This window comes from Paenibacillus sp. OK076, assembly GCF_900110055.1.
GTDB lineage: Bacteria > Bacillota > Bacilli > Paenibacillales > Paenibacillaceae > Paenibacillus.
This window is the reverse complement of record NZ_FOCH01000003.1, coordinates 213863-230453: the sequence shown is the minus strand read 5'-3', so window position 1 is coordinate 230453 and position 16591 is coordinate 213863. Positions and strand designations below refer to the sequence as shown.

The 16591-nt window shown below is 44.7% G+C and carries 14 protein-coding genes; 10 read left to right on the top strand and 4 right to left on the bottom strand.

Annotated elements, in window-relative coordinates:
* The first annotated feature begins 18 nt into the window (after nucleotides 1-18).
* The 6 genes from BMY78_RS23545 to BMY78_RS23520 all read left to right on the top strand — a co-directional run bounded on the left by BMY78_RS23545 (nucleotide 19) and on the right by BMY78_RS23520 (nucleotide 6839).
* Nucleotides 19-462, top strand: coding sequence for a GNAT family N-acetyltransferase (locus tag BMY78_RS23545; RefSeq protein WP_090903806.1), 444 nt, complete (start codon nucleotides 19-21; stop codon nucleotides 460-462).
* A gap of 111 nt (nucleotides 463-573) precedes the next feature.
* The gene (rarD, locus tag BMY78_RS23540) at nucleotides 574-1452 is read left to right on the top strand and encodes an EamA family transporter RarD (RefSeq protein WP_090903805.1); all 879 of its coding nucleotides are present in this window, start codon (nucleotides 574-576) and stop codon (nucleotides 1450-1452) included.
* A gap of 420 nt (nucleotides 1453-1872) precedes the next feature.
* Nucleotides 1873-2175 (top strand): AbrB/MazE/SpoVT family DNA-binding domain-containing protein, encoded by a 303-nt coding sequence (locus BMY78_RS23535; protein ID WP_017687001.1) that lies wholly within the window; start codon nucleotides 1873-1875, stop codon nucleotides 2173-2175.
* A complete protein-coding gene (locus BMY78_RS23530; protein WP_090903804.1) occupies nucleotides 2172-2507 on the top strand; it encodes a type II toxin-antitoxin system PemK/MazF family toxin in 336 nt (111 codons plus the stop codon). The genes BMY78_RS23535 and BMY78_RS23530 overlap by 4 nt, the downstream gene beginning before the upstream one ends.
* 299 nt (nucleotides 2508-2806) lie before the next feature.
* On the top strand, nucleotides 2807-5959 hold the full coding sequence (locus BMY78_RS23525; RefSeq protein WP_090903803.1) for a GNAT family N-acetyltransferase: 3153 nt from the start codon (nucleotides 2807-2809) through the stop codon (nucleotides 5957-5959).
* Between the two features lies 1 nt (nucleotide 5960).
* The gene (locus BMY78_RS23520) at nucleotides 5961-6839 is read left to right on the top strand and encodes an amidohydrolase family protein (protein ID WP_090903802.1); all 879 of its coding nucleotides are present in this window, start codon (nucleotides 5961-5963) and stop codon (nucleotides 6837-6839) included.
* A 177-nt stretch (nucleotides 6840-7016) separates the two neighbouring features.
* Here BMY78_RS23520 and BMY78_RS23515 read toward each other — a convergent pair whose 3' ends face one another.
* Together BMY78_RS23515 and BMY78_RS33505 are read right to left on the bottom strand one after the other, a co-directional pair.
* Nucleotides 7017-7973, bottom strand: a complete 957-nt coding sequence (locus tag BMY78_RS23515) for a phosphotransferase family protein (RefSeq protein WP_090903801.1) — start codon at nucleotides 7971-7973, stop codon at nucleotides 7017-7019.
* A gap of 175 nt (nucleotides 7974-8148) precedes the next feature.
* Nucleotides 8149-9165 carry a hypothetical protein gene (locus tag BMY78_RS33505; protein WP_256222342.1) on the bottom strand — a complete coding sequence of 339 codons (1017 nt, stop codon included), beginning with the start codon at nucleotides 9163-9165 and terminating at the stop codon, nucleotides 8149-8151.
* Nucleotides 9166-9410: 245 nt separating this feature from the next.
* On the opposite strand from BMY78_RS33505, the gene BMY78_RS23505 reads away from it, so the two are divergent.
* Both BMY78_RS23505 and BMY78_RS23500 read left to right on the top strand, forming a co-directional pair.
* The gene (locus BMY78_RS23505; RefSeq protein WP_090903800.1) at nucleotides 9411-11468 is read left to right on the top strand and encodes a methyl-accepting chemotaxis protein; all 2058 of its coding nucleotides are present in this window, start codon (nucleotides 9411-9413) and stop codon (nucleotides 11466-11468) included.
* Nucleotides 11469-11731: 263 nt separating this feature from the next.
* Entirely contained in the window at nucleotides 11732-12205 is a 474-nt protein-coding gene (locus BMY78_RS23500; protein WP_090903799.1) for a hypothetical protein, read from the top strand.
* Between the two features lie 61 nt (nucleotides 12206-12266).
* On the opposite strand, the gene BMY78_RS33805 is transcribed toward BMY78_RS23500, so the two are convergent.
* Nucleotides 12267-12533, bottom strand: a complete 267-nt coding sequence (locus BMY78_RS33805) for a winged helix-turn-helix domain-containing protein (RefSeq protein ID WP_371129190.1) — start codon at nucleotides 12531-12533, stop codon at nucleotides 12267-12269.
* A 384-nt stretch (nucleotides 12534-12917) separates the two neighbouring features.
* Between BMY78_RS33805 and BMY78_RS23490 the strand changes: the two genes are divergently transcribed.
* Nucleotides 12918-14738, top strand: a complete 1821-nt coding sequence (locus BMY78_RS23490; protein WP_090903797.1) for a S8 family serine peptidase — start codon at nucleotides 12918-12920, stop codon at nucleotides 14736-14738.
* A gap of 91 nt (nucleotides 14739-14829) precedes the next feature.
* Here the strand turns inward: BMY78_RS23490 and BMY78_RS23485 are convergent, their stop codons facing one another.
* Complete coding sequence (locus BMY78_RS23485; protein ID WP_244192784.1) at nucleotides 14830-15204, bottom strand: iron-sulfur cluster biosynthesis family protein; 375 nt, start codon at nucleotides 15202-15204, stop codon at nucleotides 14830-14832.
* Between the two features lie 247 nt (nucleotides 15205-15451).
* Here BMY78_RS23485 and BMY78_RS23480 point away from each other — a divergent pair, with 247 nt between their 5' ends.
* Nucleotides 15452-16480 carry a LacI family DNA-binding transcriptional regulator gene (locus tag BMY78_RS23480; protein WP_090903795.1) on the top strand — a complete coding sequence of 343 codons (1029 nt, stop codon included), beginning with the start codon at nucleotides 15452-15454 and terminating at the stop codon, nucleotides 16478-16480.
* Nucleotides 16481-16591 lie beyond the last annotated feature (111 nt).

Sequence of the window (16591 nt, the reverse complement as noted above, 5' to 3'; positions counted from 1 at the left end):
TATTAAGGGAGATTAGGCATGGAAATTAAAATACGAGAAATTGTAGCGAATGATTATACTGAAGTTGTTTTTTTATGGAACGATGTCCTTGAGATTCGCAATGTTAATGATGAAAACTTTCGAGTTACTACAGAAAAAATGATTGAGGACGGGAATTACAAAACATTTGTTGCATTATTTGAAAATGATGTGGTTGGTTTTGTAACGATAGTTCAGGCATTATCTGTAGGGGTAACGATTGGTTATTTACATATACAAGCTCTGGCCGTAAAAAAGGAATTTCAGCATCATGGCGTAGGCACAAAACTATTAAGACATACTGAAAATTATGCTAAAGAACTCGGAATATCTAGTATTATTTTGTGCAGCGGATTCAAGCGAACCGACGCTCATGCTTTCTATGAGCATAATGGGTATGACAAAGATTCATACTGCTTTGATAAGATTATTAATCTTGACTAATAAGTATAAGTAATAATTAAATCAAACTAATCAATATTCCCTTTACTTGAGAGGGATCAAGACGTATAATCCGAGTTCAGACATCAGAGCAAGAAGAGGGGAAATTAGGTTATGAATAGTGGGTTGGTCAACGCTATTATTGCGTATATCATGTGGGGGGTTCTCCCGCTCTATTGGAAGTTGTTTAGCGAAGTGCCGGCAGGCGAGATTCTGTCGCATCGGGTTGTGTGGTCGTTCGTTTTCATGGGTATTCTGGTCGCCGCCCAGCGACGCTGGGGTGATATAAAGAAGATTGCGACTAGCCGTTCACTTTTGCTGTCGCTCGCTGCGAGCGGACTGCTAATCGCTTCCAATTGGCTCATCTTCATCTGGGCGGTCAACAACGGCCATGTCGTCGAGACAAGTCTCGGCTATTATTTGAATCCGTTGCTGAACGTCTTGTTAGCGGTCGTCTTCCTTCGGGAGAAGCCAAACCGCGGTCAATGGCTCGCGATTGCCATTGCTGGCGTAGCGGTGCTTATCATCGCGATTGACTATGGACGGTTTCCGTGGGTCGCAATCTCGCTGGCTGCGTCATTTGGCTTATACGGCCTGGCGAAGAAGAAGATCAAGCAGGACGCTTCTATAGGCTTATTCTCGGAGACGGCTGTAGTCCTGCCTGTCGCGCTCGGCTACTGGATCTATTTGGCAGTTGCGGGGAAAACGACGGCATGGACGCTGCCTGCGCCGACCTTCATCGAACTGCTTCTTTCCGGTGTAGTCACGGCGCTGCCGCTGCTCTTTTTTGCGCGAGCAGCCGCCCGGATGTCGCTTTCAACGCTCGGCTTCGTTCAATACATCGGGCCGACGATCATGCTGTTACTGAGCATATTCGTATTCAAGGAATCGGTCTCGCCGGTTCTGCTCGTTGGCTTTGCGCTCATCTGGACAGCGCTCGTCGTATACGCTACGGCATCGATTCGCGGCACGAAACTCGCGAAGGCGAGCTGATGGCAAAGTACCCCGGTATTATCAAAATGGCTCTTTCCGTCCGATATGGCGGAAAGAGCCGTTTTTGGTGTTTCTGACGTACCTGAGCACACTACATTGACTGTGACTAACCCTATATTGAATTCACATTATACAAGGGTAAGCTACCGAGGGACATAGCTCCATAAAACAGGGGCAGTCTGGACTTCATTTTTTTCGTCTAAGGCTTACAGCTGTTTTTCATTGTTGGGGATGATCTGACTGGGAACCCTCGTTTCGACCAAACGAGGGTTTGTATATGCTCATTTTGCTTTATAGCAATGGTATATCTATTCGTAATCATAGGCTGTACAATCATTATTTTATGGTTGAATACAATGTATCCTTTTATTGTTTTATGTATATCATATAGATATACAACTGTAGGGAGGTGAGGTATAATTGGAGCATCAATCAAACGAAAGGCGTGGGATTGCCATGACTACAGCCACACTTAGCAAATGGGGAAATAGCAGTGCAATTCGCATTCCTAACCAATTGCTTAAACGTCTTAATCTGGAAGAAGGCTCGGAAATTGAGATTTTGGTGACAGAAGATAATGAATTGTTGTTGCGTCCAAAAACCAAGCCTGTAGAGTCCAATGAGGAACTACGTAACCATCTAAAGACTTTGCTCTCTAAAGTGAAACAGGATACAAGACATGAAGAAATAGACTTTGGCACTGAAGGGAACGAGTTACTTTGATTATTCCCAAGCGAGGCGATCTGATATGGCTTGACTTTGATCCTCAAGCGGGTCATGAGCAAGCCGGGAGACGACCGGCTATTGTTCTATCAGAACTTGAATTCAATGAAATAACGGGTTTTGCCGTTGTATGTCCCATAACGAGCCAAGCCAAGGATTATCCTTTTGAAGTTACACTACCAGAAGACCTGCCATTTTCAGGTGTTGTTTTGACGGATCAGTTGAAGAGTCTTGATGTGCGGCAACGACGTATCCAAATTGCGGGGCATGCCGAATCAACCTCTGAATTTATGAAATCAGTTCTACGCAATGTCCGTTCTATATTGGCATAATTGAAAATTAGTAGCTGATCATATTCCTAAATCCACGTCTAACTAAAAGACGTGGATTTTTTCTTTCATACCTAAATAGATTCGTCCATTCTTGACGCTTCGAACAAGAGCTTCCAAAAGGCACTGATAAGTTGGAAAGAAAGATTTTTAATCCTCTGAAAATCTTTCCATTTATAGTATGATAAGACTATCGCCAGCTTCTTCAAACATGGCCTGTATTATCTCTGCGGCTATCGGGCAAAGGCCATATCGAATGACCACGAAGACCATCCTATAGATAAAGATAAGGAGATCCAAATATGACTATAACTTCGATTATCGAACAAATCCGCATTATCGAATACGATCCCTCCTACGCTGCCGCACTTGCTGATATGTGGAACCGCAGCAATGAAAGTTGGGGAGGTGGCACCAACCAGAGAACGGAGGATACCGTTCGCCGGGAGATGGAGACTTCGTCCAATCTTCATGTATTTCTGGCCGTTCATGAGAAAGAGGTTGTTGGCTTCTGCAGTTTTGCCCACTACCGCTATGACGAGAATGCCCTGTATGTACCGCTATTGAATGTGCGCCCCGATTATCACGGCTACAAGGTCGGACGCAATCTGATCCTTAACGCCGTTCGCAAGACCGTGGAAGCGGGATGGCCTCGCCTGGATCTGTTCACTTGGGCAGGTAACACCAAGGCTGTACCGATGTACAAGAAATGCGGGTTCTTCTGGGAGAAAAAAGATGATAATGTGCATTTGATGAACTTCATCCCGACCATTTTGCAGACGGAAGCGCTTGCTCCTTATTTGGAGGAGCTGGATTGGTACGCAGACAGCACCCGCGAACTCCTCATCGAGCCGGATGGCCGACGGGAGCGTGGTTTCGATTTCTTTGATTATTCCTGGCAAAAGGGAGATATCTCCTTGCGAGCCGAATTCGAAAAATCGGGTCGCGGGCTGACAGCTCTCGAAACACCGGATTACGAGATTTCCACAGAGATCGACGATCATGATCTCGTATTTGGTTCCGCATACAAGGTTCGCTACCGGATCACGAACCGTTCAGCATCCGAGCTGAAGTTCGAGATCAAGGGTCAGGACAACAAAAATATTCGTTTTGCGCTGGACGCTGCAAGAGCGGTTGCTCCGGGAGAAACGGTAATCGTGGAGGGCGAATTCCATCTTGATCCTGTTCAAGAGGAGCAAAGTCAGAATAAGACCCATCCCGTTGTCACAAGCACATGGCTGATCGGTGGCAGAAAAGCCGAGTTTCGTATGGGGGTTGCCCCGAAATTCCCGGCCAAGATCAACACGGTGTTGCCCGTAAGAGAGCTCTATACAGGCACTCCTGCTGAGTTATACCTGAACGTGGAGAATAATTTTGATGCCGAAGCAGAGTTCACTTTTGACCTGCCAGAAGAAGAATTCCTGGAGTGGGCAGAACGTTCGGTGCGCTTCACGGTTCCTGCAAAAGGGAAAGCCTCTGTACCGGTAGCCTTTACCTTGCGTTCGTATGGTCTCTATTCGCGAGAAGTAGAGGTAACGGCTGTTCCGACGGATAGACAAGCGGTATCTTTTACAACCAAGCTGTCTGTTCTAATGAAGGGAACACAAGGACGTTATGGTGGGGAAAACGGGGAACAGTGGGTGGCCGTGAACGGTGCATTCTCCCTCCATATGAGCAAGCAAGAGAACAACATGTGGATTGAATACCCTGGCTCGGTTCACACGTTCTGGTGGACCTATCCGAAGCTGGGTAAGCCATTTGCAGAAGAGTTTTCCAAGAAACAAGCCAAGGAAGTCAACATCTATCCGGAGGGAGAAAACCAGGTTCTCGAAGCACTGTATGAATCGGAAGACTTCCCTGGTATAGAGATCAAGACCGTCGTCAAGCTGTTTGCCAACGGAATTGCGGAATTCCACCATGAAATTGGGAATAAGCGCAGTGCGGAACTGGAAGAGAATATGTTCTTGATGACGAACTTTGGTTTCTTCGGCAATCGGCTTATTCTCCCTTACCAAGGCCGTTATGTAGATATGGGCGATGCGTACTCTGGCGATCCGAGCCACTGGGACAGCGCCCAAATTACAGAGAACTGGTTGTTCTGTAAGGAAGAGTACGGTGCTTGCGGTATCTATTGGGACCCTTCCCTGAAGCTGCTTCGTCCGGAACACACGCTGGGGTTACAGCATGAGCTAGGCCGTATTCCAGCAGGAGCCGTTGTGCAAACGAAGGCGACCGTATTTGCTCTGAATACCTTTGCCAAATGGCAGGATTTCCGATCTTTCGCCCAAAAACGGCATAGCCCGATTGTACCGAAGCTGGACAACCATCTTGAGCTGGCATTGGGTGGTGGCAATCCGTTCGCCCAGGATGTGCTGACAGCAGAACTGATTGAACGGAAAATGGTTCCGCTCGCTGGAAACCTGGAACTGTACGTGCAGAATGGTGGCACACCAGAGCACGTAGCTGCTGATATGGAATTAAATCGAGAGCAGGACCTGCGCTCCGCTAAATTGGAATTCTCCCCTGAGGAAAAGGATTCGACAGAAGAACGTGAATTTGGCTGGAAGGTTCGGGCCGTATATCGAGGAGAGGATCGGATTCATGAACGTACCGCCCTCTGGTATCCTCAGACAGGAACAGCCGTTGATTGCGTGATTGAAGAAGGTCCAGCAGGCCCTGTGTACACGGTGAGCAACGGAGTTCTTTCGATGGCAGCTGCCCCCGGCTTCGGAAGTGTCGTGCATTCCTTGAAGTACCAGGGTCAAGAATGGCTGGACAGCACGTATCCGGAAGCAGCCCCGCGTTCCTGGTGGAATCCGTGGTACGGCGGACTTGGTGTAGGTATCCCAGGTATGAACGGTTTCAGCCGTCAGTTGGAACAAAGAAGCGCGGTATGGACGGAGCGAAAGGATGAATTCGGTAACGTCTGGAAAGGAATTCAGCTCACGACCCGTATCGAGAAGCATGAAGCGAATCGGGGAATCACCTTACAGCAGCATTACCTTATGCTGCCCGGCGTTCCTGTTCTTTGTGAGCTGCACTCGGTTACGAACGAAAGTGGATTGGCGCTGGATTACTCGCTAGCCGAGGAACATTTCTTCAAACCCTCGCCTGTCTTTGCTGATGGTTGGCTGGAACACCCCGAGCAAGGGCGGTACCCTCTCGGAAAGGTAGACGGATATTTTCAGGCCAAGGGTTTCTTGCGAATGGGTGCAGTTTCGCGTAAAGACATGCTGCATGCAGTGAATCGTTACCCTAATCAGAACGCTGGGGGGTTTGTGAACAATGTGGTGCTTGGTCACAATGTGTATCACAATCTGCCACTGCTGAACGGGGAAACAGTCTGGACAGAGCCGACCTATCTAATCTTGGGGCAAATGCCTCTGAATCCAGAGGATGTACGCGGCCTTCTGCAGCTAGACTTTGCAACTTCAAAAGGTAAAAAGGAGGCTTAACATGTCGATTATTGATATTCACATTCATCTGTCGGATATCGACAGCTTTCATCGAACGGCAATAGATTTATCGAAAGTGGATTACTCTGCTGCTGGCCTCAAGGCGGAGTTTGATAAGAACGACGTGATTCTTGGCATTGGTATGGGGGTTACGGAGCAGACGAAGGGAGCATTCCCGGATTCCAGTTCTCCCAACCCGATGGGACTTGATTTGGAAGAAAAGGTTCCTTCATTCCTCATGGAATGCGTCGGCATTAATCCAAACCACCTTGGCGGTGAACACGCTCAGGACGAACTGGACCGGATTGAAGCACGATTACAAGCTCCTGAGGTAGCCGGAATTAAACTATATGCGGGGTACTATCATCACTACGTGTATGACAAAATCTACACACCAGTCTATGAACTCGCAGCCAAGTATAACGTGCCGGTGGTCATTCATACAGGGGATACGTATTCGATGAATGGATTGCTCAAGTATGCACATCCGCTGACCGTGGACGAATTAGCCTTTCAACAGCGCGGTGTGAATTTTATGATCTGTCATTTGGGTGATCCTTGGGTGATGGATGCCGCTGAAGTCGTAGCGAAGAATCCTAACGTTTACGCAGATTTGTCAGGCCTTGTTGTTGGTGATCGGCCCCATTTTGAACGATTTATGAACGAGCCCTTGTTCATGGATCATTTCCGCCGGGCGCTGGTGTATTCGGATCATTACGAGAAAATGCTGTTCGGAACCGACTGGCCGCTTGCGCCGATCGATCTGTATGCAGAATTCGTCCGCCGACTTGTGCCGGAACAGCATCATGAGAAGGTATTCTACGAGAATGCTTTTGGTTTATTTCCGCGCATTAAACAGCGAATTGCAAATCTGGGTTAAGCATCAGTTCATTATTATCTGTGAAAAATGTATGCCATGTAGGTCATGGAAACATAGATGTTCAATGTTAATGCTGAATCCCTATCCTGTAAGCTCCTGTCACTTCTGGTGGCAGGAGCTTTTTTGTCCAGCAAAACAGTGAATTCATCTTATGCTTAACCTGGAATGAGGAGGGGATCAGGAAAACAAAGGTTGAGTTACCATCTTCATATACTTTTTTAAGTCATCTTTTGCATATGAGTGTTGTTCCCATACCCCAAGGTTCCAACTCATATAGCGGATGCCGAGGTATCGGGATGCCAGGGAGAAATAGTTTTCGAATTTATATTGTGGAATATCGTATCCGTGGGAACTTAGGGCCTCCCGATAGATGTCTACTTGTCTCATATGGCTACAGCGTAGAGGAATATCGAAGAACAAGGAACCGTACCTTGCTTCCTCCCAATCAATAAAATAGACATCCTCATTGTTATGTACCAGTACGTTTCCTGGATTCAGATCATTATGGATCATCGTATGCATATGTTCATCTCTGATTAGAACTTCAAGATCATCTAAGATGCTACTGGCTACAGCTTCAATTTCCGATATGATCGGTAATCCAAATTCCTCGATGAACGCTGGGCTTTCTATGGCGGCGTTCCACGAAGGTCTCCAACGGTTTTCCATCATGTCGATGATATGATTCAGATCCACAGTGGGTATCCAGGGCATTTCTTTTTTTAACCCCATATTCGTTCCATGTATGTAAGCCAGCGCTCGTAATTCTTTATTCTGAAGCAGATCCATATCCAGATGGCTATAATCGGTTTGGTAATCCACATCCTGAATGCAGATCAAGCTGCGATCTTCAGTAGGAGGTTCGTTTGATAGGCTAAAGGGCACATTGGCGCCCTGTGAAAATAATCTGGACAATGCAGAGCGTTCAATGAACGTAGCCTTCTTCGTAATGAGAGAAATGTCCTTTTGTACTCCATTTACTAGGAATTCGATATGATGTCGAAGCAATTCCACGGCCTGGAGTCCCAATTGGATAGGGTTACTTTCCATGTTTAGGATGTGAGCATCCGAGGATACATACTGATTAATGGTCTGTTCTATTAATTGTTGTACTGTGATAGATTCCTTACTCATCTGTTATCTCCTTCACGCCTATTAGTTGATTAGTTTACCGAGCTTCGCTGCAATTACAATTGGAACATTCACTTTATTGGTGAATCTATTCAACGAGGGGGGCTTGTATTTTTCAGGAACGCCCCACGTCCCTATTTTGCTAGTGTTTTCTGGTAAAAACCTAATTACAGAATGGTTATGGCTTCGATAGAAGCATAAAATTATTAATGAATCCCTCTTTTTGAAGAAATATAGCTTCGACTTCTTGCGTTTTCAAATCATAGTAATAGATTCCTCGTTCATGTTTGACGTTTGCATCTACATATTGCCCAAGGAAATAAAAACCTCGCCCATCTTTGGACAAGTACAATTCACTGCTGACCTTGATAGGAAGGGGAATATTCGTTCTTTCCCCTGTTCTGATATTCACCATACTGTATTCAATGGGATATTTATTGATATGTTTTGCCGTGGCAATCATGATCTGATCTGCACGCGCGGACAGAGTTAAGATTTGTTCCTCATCCAGTTCAATGACCTTACGCGTCTGCATGGAAATAGGATCTATTTCAATGATGGTATGGTTTGGAGGAACCATCGGTGTTTGGGCCTTATTGGACTGCTCCATATGAATATATTGCTCTTCTTCGGAATATTGGATGGCATAGGTTTTATTCGTATCTGGGTTATAAGATATGTCCCATGTAGTTGTATCCGAATCATCATCGTTCAAGATGTTCATTTCTTGCGTTTTCTGATCAAAGAAAATGACTTTGACGGGACGTTCCCCCTTTTTAACAGCAGCCATAACCAAAGTATGATCGACGGTATTCGGAATCATTGAATTAATTGCAAATAAGCTTGAGCTTAATTGTTGAGTTGCTTGTGCCTGAATATCATAGGAAAACAACTCGTCACCCTTATCTTTTCCTGCTCCTGAATAATAGATGATGTCATCTGCTAAGGAAGCTACAGTTAAGGGATATTGAGAGTTATAAGGCAAATCAGTCATTTTAGCTAGAGCCTTCGTTTGGATGTCATATGTGTATGCACGCATGATCATACCCTCTTCGGGATCTGTTCCATTAACATATTCCGTGTTCGTTATTGAAAGATATTCATGGGCTTCTTTTCCTGAACTACATCCCGTAATGAAGAGAAGCAGAGTAATGAAGACTGGAATACATTTTTGAATCGGAAAACGTTCCTTCATAACTCATCATCCTTTTCACATGTTCACGATAAAGCTACGATAAGATGCTCTTTTTTTAAAATTTCACTTTGCCTAAATTGGGAGAGAATCAATATATAAACATAACATATACACCTTACCATTTACATGAATAATATTTTTTTGAAATCGCTTTCCTTGCTGATGGAATATTTGATATCTACCGATATAAAGTTAACCCAAACAATATTGGACATAATCAAGGATGAAATGGAAGGTGGATTCATTTGGTATTCGCGAAGGCGAGAGAACGCATGATCAACATGTCGTTCAGAGTCAAATTGCCGCTAATGATCAGTTTACTGGTAACCCTCGTATTGGCGGTAACTGCGGTATTATCTTACACTGTAGCAGCAGTGATTACCCTCGACAAAAGCAAGGATGAGATTAAAGCAACTTCTGACCGGATTGGTGCGGGCTTGTTCACCTCATTGACGTTAGAAGAACAGTCCACATTCCTAATTACAAAACATCGCACATTCCAGGACCTGCTGGAGATTCGAAATAGCGAAGGACAGAATGATGATGTTTTTTTCTCGGAAAATAGTGAACTCGCGGATAAAGCCAATGGGATATTGGCAGACAGCCTCGCAGGGATGGAAGGCAACAGCGTTCTAATTCTCTTGGACCGGAACGGCGTTGTTGTTGCAGCGAATAATCCCGAAGTGGTCGGTGGAGAACGCGCCGGCCGTGCGTATTTTCAACAGGCAATGCAAGGACAGAATGTCATCAGTGAGGGTATAGTCTCTGAATCTTTGGGGACGCTGGGAACGGTCTTTGCAATGCCAATCTACAATGATAACAAGGAAGTGGAAGGCGTGCTCGCGTCTACTGCCTCGACTTCATTTTTCGTTGACCAGCTTCAGAATATCAACATTAATGAAGAAGGGAAAGTCATTATTCTGGACCGCGTAGGTACAGTGATGTTCAATTCGGCGGATGAGAAGATGGCGGGGCAGAAGCTTGAGTCTAATGAATATCAGTCCCTGATTGATCTGCCCTCTAACAAGCAGTTGCAGCAAGGCGATGTTAGCACAGAGGACAAAGTCGTCTTTTATTCCAAAATTCCAAGATCGGATTGGACCATCATTGTTGAAGATAAACTAAGTGATGTGCAGAAGCCGTTAGGGGCAATGGCGAAACAGATGTATATCGTCCTGTTCAGCGCGATAGCGGTGTCTGTCATTGCAGGAATACTGATCTCTTTGCTAGTTACCAAACCCATTACAAGACTGACAGCATTGTTCAGACAACTTGCAGACGGGGATTTGACGGTGCAGGCTAAGGGCAAATATAGCGGAGAATTCAAACAACTGGTGGACAGCTTTAATACGATGGCGGCGGGCAACCAACAACTGATTTCCAGCATGAACCATTCCATCAGTGTGCTGAAAACAAGTACAACCGAACTGGATCACTCCACCCAGCAGACCTCGACTTCTATTGCCGAAACCACGACAACGGCGTTTGAAATTTCACGAGCCATGGAGTCGCAGGCCAATGATACGGAAGCGATCGTGGATAAGTTCATGAATGTGGGCAATAAAATTGAGAACGTCAATGAGATGTCACAGTCGGTGAAGGTCAAGGCAGATGAAATCACGGATGCATTCAGGAGCAACCATGAGGTCATTGATGCGTTGATTGCGGTAAACGGACAGAATGAGACCGAAGTAGCCAACATTTCCAAAATCACAGTACAGCTCGCTGAAAGTTCCTCCGGCATTCACCAAATTACAGGTACGATAACCGAGATTGCGAATCAGACGAAACTGCTTGCACTCAATGCCTCCATTGAAGCCGCTAGGGCGGGTGAGCATGGACGTGGCTTCGCCGTCGTTGCATCGGAGATCCGCAAACTGGCGGAGCAGACTACAGCCCAATCGGAGGATATCAAGCGGATTGTGATGCAGACGATTGATCATGTCGAGCAGAATAACCGGAGTGTACAAGCCATTGAGGCGATTGCTGAACAGCATAAGAGCAGTGTAGGCCAGACCAAGGAAACGTTCAATTTTGTTACCCAAAATATGAATGAAATGATGGACCAGGTTCAGGCCATTGCCTCCGAGATTGAATCCATTGAACGCGATAAGGATGACGTCATTGGAGCTGCGCAGAACTTGTCTGCTTCGGGTGAAGAAGTGTCCGCATCCGTGGAGGAAGTAACCGCGACGATGGAGGAACAGTCAGGCATGACCGAGCATCTGGCAGAGATGGTACAGACCATCGATGGGTTGACCAAACAGCTTGCTGAAGCATCCTCCCGGTTCAAAACAAAGTAAATAAGCGCATGATGTCATTTGACATGAAGGCATAATAAAAGCGTAACGATTTTGGTTCAGTTTGAACCAGAATACAACTCAACCTCCAAGCCTGTTTAGTTAAGGGCGAGGAGGTTTTATTTTTTTTATAAAATAGAGACCCAATGACATCAATTAGGAAAAATTATTATGGGAAAAGTGAGGTTAACAACGAAACATTTACTGTTATATCTACGTCTAAATAGGAAAGTATTGTAAATTTAGAGCGAAAAGGTGGGAACTTGATGCAAACACGAAGAAAAGTATTCATTGGCTTCATCGCTTGTCTCTTATTCATTCCTTCAGTAGCTTCAGCTCAAGAAGATCAACTGAGGGCACCCGTGGTCAAAGCGGTGAAAGTGAAAAAAAACTGCCCTTCAAATAAGGTGAAAAGTGAGAAACAAAAAGAAGATGGAGATAGAACCGTGAAAGACATAGTGATCCTTGAACCACTTCAAACGCTCATAGACGAATATAAACTGAATAAAACAGAAGAAAAGATTGAAGTGAGTATTATGCTTAGATATGATCTGAACATCTCCAAACAAAAATTTTTGAAAACGAAGTTCTCTGCGTTCAAGGACGCTGTCACTGACAGGGAGGGATTCGGAGGATACAGTTTTTTTGCCAAGTTGACGATCACCGAAATAGAGGAAGTGAGTAAATGGGATGCGATCTCTACCATTTCACTCCCATCAGACACGGTGTCCATCTATTAATTAGGTTGAGAAGCCCTTATTACGCTGATTCTAGGGGATTTGGCGGAGTTAAGGGCTTCTTTTATGATTTTTCAGAACTATAGGAGCGCAGCATATATCCAGTTCCTCTGACAGAGATAATAAATCGAGGTTTTCTTGGATGGTCCTCAATTTTTTTACGAACTCGGTTTATGTATACATAGAGCAGATGAAGATCTATATTTTCCTCTGAGAGCCACATGAACTTATAAATCGAAAGCAAGGGGACTGTTTCATCAAGGTTATAAGCGAGACGTTGGAGAAGACGGAGTTCTAGTCTGGAAAGGGAGAAAGGAAGACCGTTTTTCATGAGAATAGATTGATCGATATCAATATAACAGTGATTATCAAGGATTATGGGCTTGGTCGATAAAATATCCATTGTTCACCTCGTTATAATCTATAAACATTATTTTCCATAAGTGTATTATAGATGATAGAATTTAGATTGGAAAGACCTTGTTTGACGAATTTTAGGAAGGATATGTAGAATTGTTGATAACCTAAACAAATTGTGAGATTTAAAAGTAAAAATCTAATGTATGCTTGTTTTGTAAAAAATTAATTACACATCTAATCGAACGGAAATCATTACTGAACTCATTTACAAGAAAGGAGGGAACCCTGGTTTTCTAGTTTTTATTTCGAAATAGTACTTGAATTCCAAAATGTTTAGTAAGGAGGAGTCCAGTCCATGAATTCAAAGAAATTTGTTAAGCGTATTAGTCTTTGCGTCTTATCCTGTCTTCTTGTTTTGCCTGCAACTGTTAGTGCGAATGGGGTTCAAATTACTCCAGATCATTTTCCCTTTATCAAATCTCTGCCCACTCCTGAAGTACAAGTCAATCTAATGGATTCTGAATCCGATCTGACGGAGACTAGTCTGTCTATCAACCTTAATAGGATGGAATATAACACCTTGGCAGTTCCTTCAAAAATTCTGGACAAATTGAAAGAAAGACTTCAGTCTAAAGCATTATATGCACAAGAAAAAATTGAAGTAAGTATCATGCTCAAATATGATGCAGTTGTAACGAAGGAAGAATTCATAGAAAGAGAATGGGAAATATTCAATGGTAATATCACAGATTTGAATGGTTTTGGTGGTTATAGTTTTTTTGCCGCATTAACAACAGACGAAATTGAACAACTGGTTCACTTAGAGGAAATAGCATCCCTTTCAACCCCGGACGATGTAGTTTCTGTATATGGTGAGCCGGATGAACATCAATCAGAGGTCTATTTGAATGGTGCGACCGAGATGACTGGAATCAAAAAGGGAAGAAGTGACTATGGCGTAACAGGTAATCGTGATGGAAAGGCGTCATATTCCAAAAATGATTCAGTTATTGCAGTAATTGATACGGGTATTGATGGTGGTCATATTGATTTGAGTGGAGGAAAAATTTTAGGTTGGAAGGACTTTGTAAATACATCCTCAACTACAGCTTATGATGATCTGGGTCACGGAACACACGTTGCCAGTATCGCAGCTGGAACGGGAGCAGGAGATCCCGGAGTAGAAACCGGAGTGGCCCCAGGAGCAGCTCTAGTAGGAATCAAGGTATGCTCTAGTAATACGAATTGTTCTACCCAGAACATACTGAATGCGATGGATTGGGTTATTGCTAATAAGGACACATATGGAATTGATATCATTAATATGAGTATAGGCAGTTCAGGCTCGGCTAATGCAAGTTTCTGCAATAAGGTGTCTAGTGCAGCAAATAATGGAATACTTACAGTAGTTGCTGCCGGGAATACATCAGGAGGATCTGACTATGGCTCACTTAATCTTTTTGCCAAATGTTCAGACGTGTTGTCCGTTGCAAATGTGGCTGACCCTTACGAAGGAGGCTGGTATCTAAATCCTTCCTCCAACCGGGGAACAGGATCGGTAGGTCCTACACTTGCAGCACCTGGAACTTCTATCCGTGCGGCTAAGGCGAACTCTACTAGCGAATATATTACCTACTCTGGAACTTCAATGGCGTCTCCTATGATTGCCGGATTAGCAGCACTTATGCTTCAAGCTAGTAATGGGAGTCTTAATTATGATTTTAAGATAGAAGATTATGGGATGTCAGGATATGATAAAGTATATGGCAATGGACTCATCCTAGGACATCAAACTATTAAAGCTGCTTCTGGTTCTTCAACAGGTTCCTTTGATAACTATCGTAATCATATTAGAGCACAGACCAATATAGCAGCGAGCAACATTAATTTATATAATATTAAGGTTAACAGCACAGACGCTTATTTCGCCAACACGTTGATTATTAATAATGAAAATGGTGCAGATTTGGATTTGTTTATATGGAAACCGGGAGTTGAGCCTATTCAGAATGGTCAACTAAGACTAGATTTGGCTATCCAAAGTAGTGCAGGAGATCTTCCTCAGGAAACGATCAGTTTTAAGCCAACTGCAACGGGTAACTACACCATAGGAGTCTTAGCTTACGATTCTGCTACCTATGCCTTGGATTGGGCGGGGCAAATATCAATTCCATGAAAGATATTATAATGAGAAATCCACAACAAAAGCCGGTCAACCCTTATGGGTGCCGGCTTTTGTCCTATGTGTAGTTTCAAGATCAGTGAGGTTATCGTACGAACCAACTGAGCGGCTGCGGCGAAGTGTCTGCGGTATCCCGAAGATCATGGACCTTGACATGATTGCCGTAGATCATGGAATCACTGCTCAATCGGTAGGAAGGGAAACTGTTCTCTGATTGCAGGCGAAGGCAAGGCTCGAAATAGATCTGCTGCTGTTTGTTGATAAGGAAAGGAAGCGAATCGGATTCAATCCGAATGTCATCACTGTCCGGCTCGTTAACGATCAGAAGCACAGCAGTACCATCACATCCGCATCCATCGGTGTCATAAAACAGCTTGAAATAGCCCGGCCGATCTCCCAGCATCGCGTTAAGTCTTGATTCTGCCAGCGGACTGACCTGAATGATCATAACGTCGTTCACACTCCTCTAATCACCTTAAGAATTCGCTTACAATCTAATATATGGAACAAAGGTGTGAAATAGAAGGGAAAGCAGGCTGAATCCGATGAAAATTATAACTTTGGTGGACCATCCGACCGAACGGTTCAATTACCTGAATATCATCGCGGAGACGCTGTGATGGTGCCTCGGAATGAAACCCATTTCATCCCGATTCCTTATCTGGTATGATAAGCAGGAATATTAGAGAAAAAGGATGGTTCCACATATGACACCGATTACCATATATGACATCGCCAAAGAAGCGAACGTATCCGTATCCACGGTCTCCCGAGTGCTGAATGATACGGCACCTGTGCGTGCAAGCACAAGAGAGAAGATCATGTCCATCATTGAAAAACACCAGTTCCAACCCAACGCGCAGGCGCGCAGTCTGATCAAGAAAGAGACGGGAACCATTGCGATCATCCTGCCAGACATTACGAATCCGTTCTTCCCGGAAGTGTTCTGGGGGGCTGAGAACGAGGCACGTGGATTGGGATATACGTTCTTCCTGTGCAATACGGCCGGGGATTACAGCCGGGAGTCCGAGTATTTGTCCATTTTGCGCGAGAAGCGGGTAGATGGCATTATTTTTCTCGGTGGACGAATCAACATGCAGGTCTGTCCGGATGATATGGCTCAGGAATTGATTGATATGGGCAAACGTATGCCAATCGTGCTGGTCAATGGCAACATTGCCAAAGGCGGATTCCATCGGGTGTACACGGATGAAGGAGCAGGAGCCGTTTTGGCTGCTGAACATTTGCTCGAACTGGGACATCGGGATATTGCTTTTGTGGGCGGTTTGAAGGAGTTGTCCACCACGATGGTTAAGGTCAAGGCCATTCAGAAAAAACTGCGTGAGCATGGACTCGAAATTCCGAAAGAGCGTCAACTGCTTGGCAGCTTCTCCATTGAAGACGGCAAACGGGAGATGTCTAAGCTGCTGGACCGTGGAAATCCTCCAACTGCGGTGATCTGTGTGAACGACTACACGGCGATTGGTGCGATTAAGGCGACCATTGAGCATGGCTTATCGATTCCGAAGGACATTTCCATTGTCGGTTTTGATGATACGCCGCTCGCCAGTGCCGTTATACCGGAACTGACGACTGTGTCCCAGAATACGTATCAGCTGGGTAAGCTGGCTGTGGACAAGCTGCATGAATTGATTAATCAAGGTAACCCGAAGAAACAGACCATTTTGCAACCAGAGCTTGTTATCCGCCAGAGTACTGGACCCGCACCAAGATAAATGGGGAATGTTTGAAAAAGAAAGCGTTGACATTCCTTCGGAGGGTGAAATATAATGAGGTCGTAAATGAAACCCCTTTCATAAACTGGAGCGGGTTTTAATTTTAAACTT

Excerpts from the sequence above, each read along its gene's own strand:
- BMY78_RS23545 (WP_090903806.1), top strand. The coding sequence starts at position 19 with ATGGAAATTAAAATACGAGAAATTGTAGCGAATGATTATACTGAAGTT.
- rarD (WP_090903805.1), top strand. The coding sequence starts at position 574 with ATGAATAGTGGGTTGGTCAACGCTATTATTGCGTATATCATGTGGGGG.
- BMY78_RS23525 (WP_090903803.1), top strand. The coding sequence starts at position 2,807 with ATGACTATAACTTCGATTATCGAACAAATCCGCATTATCGAATACGAT.
- BMY78_RS23520 (WP_090903802.1), top strand. The coding sequence starts at position 5,961 with ATGTCGATTATTGATATTCACATTCATCTGTCGGATATCGACAGCTTT.
- BMY78_RS23515 (WP_090903801.1), bottom strand. The coding sequence starts at position 7,973 with ATGAGTAAGGAATCTATCACAGTACAACAATTAATAGAACAGACCATT.
- BMY78_RS33505 (WP_256222342.1), bottom strand. The coding sequence starts at position 9,165 with ATGAAGGAACGTTTTCCGATTCAAAAATGTATTCCAGTCTTCATTACT.
- BMY78_RS23500 (WP_090903799.1), top strand. The coding sequence starts at position 11,732 with ATGCAAACACGAAGAAAAGTATTCATTGGCTTCATCGCTTGTCTCTTA.
- BMY78_RS33805 (WP_371129190.1), bottom strand. The coding sequence starts at position 12,533 with ATGAAAAACGGTCTTCCTTTCTCCCTTTCCAGACTAGAACTCCGTCTT.
- BMY78_RS23490 (WP_090903797.1), top strand. The coding sequence starts at position 12,918 with ATGAATTCAAAGAAATTTGTTAAGCGTATTAGTCTTTGCGTCTTATCC.
- BMY78_RS23480 (WP_090903795.1), top strand. The coding sequence starts at position 15,452 with ATGACACCGATTACCATATATGACATCGCCAAAGAAGCGAACGTATCC.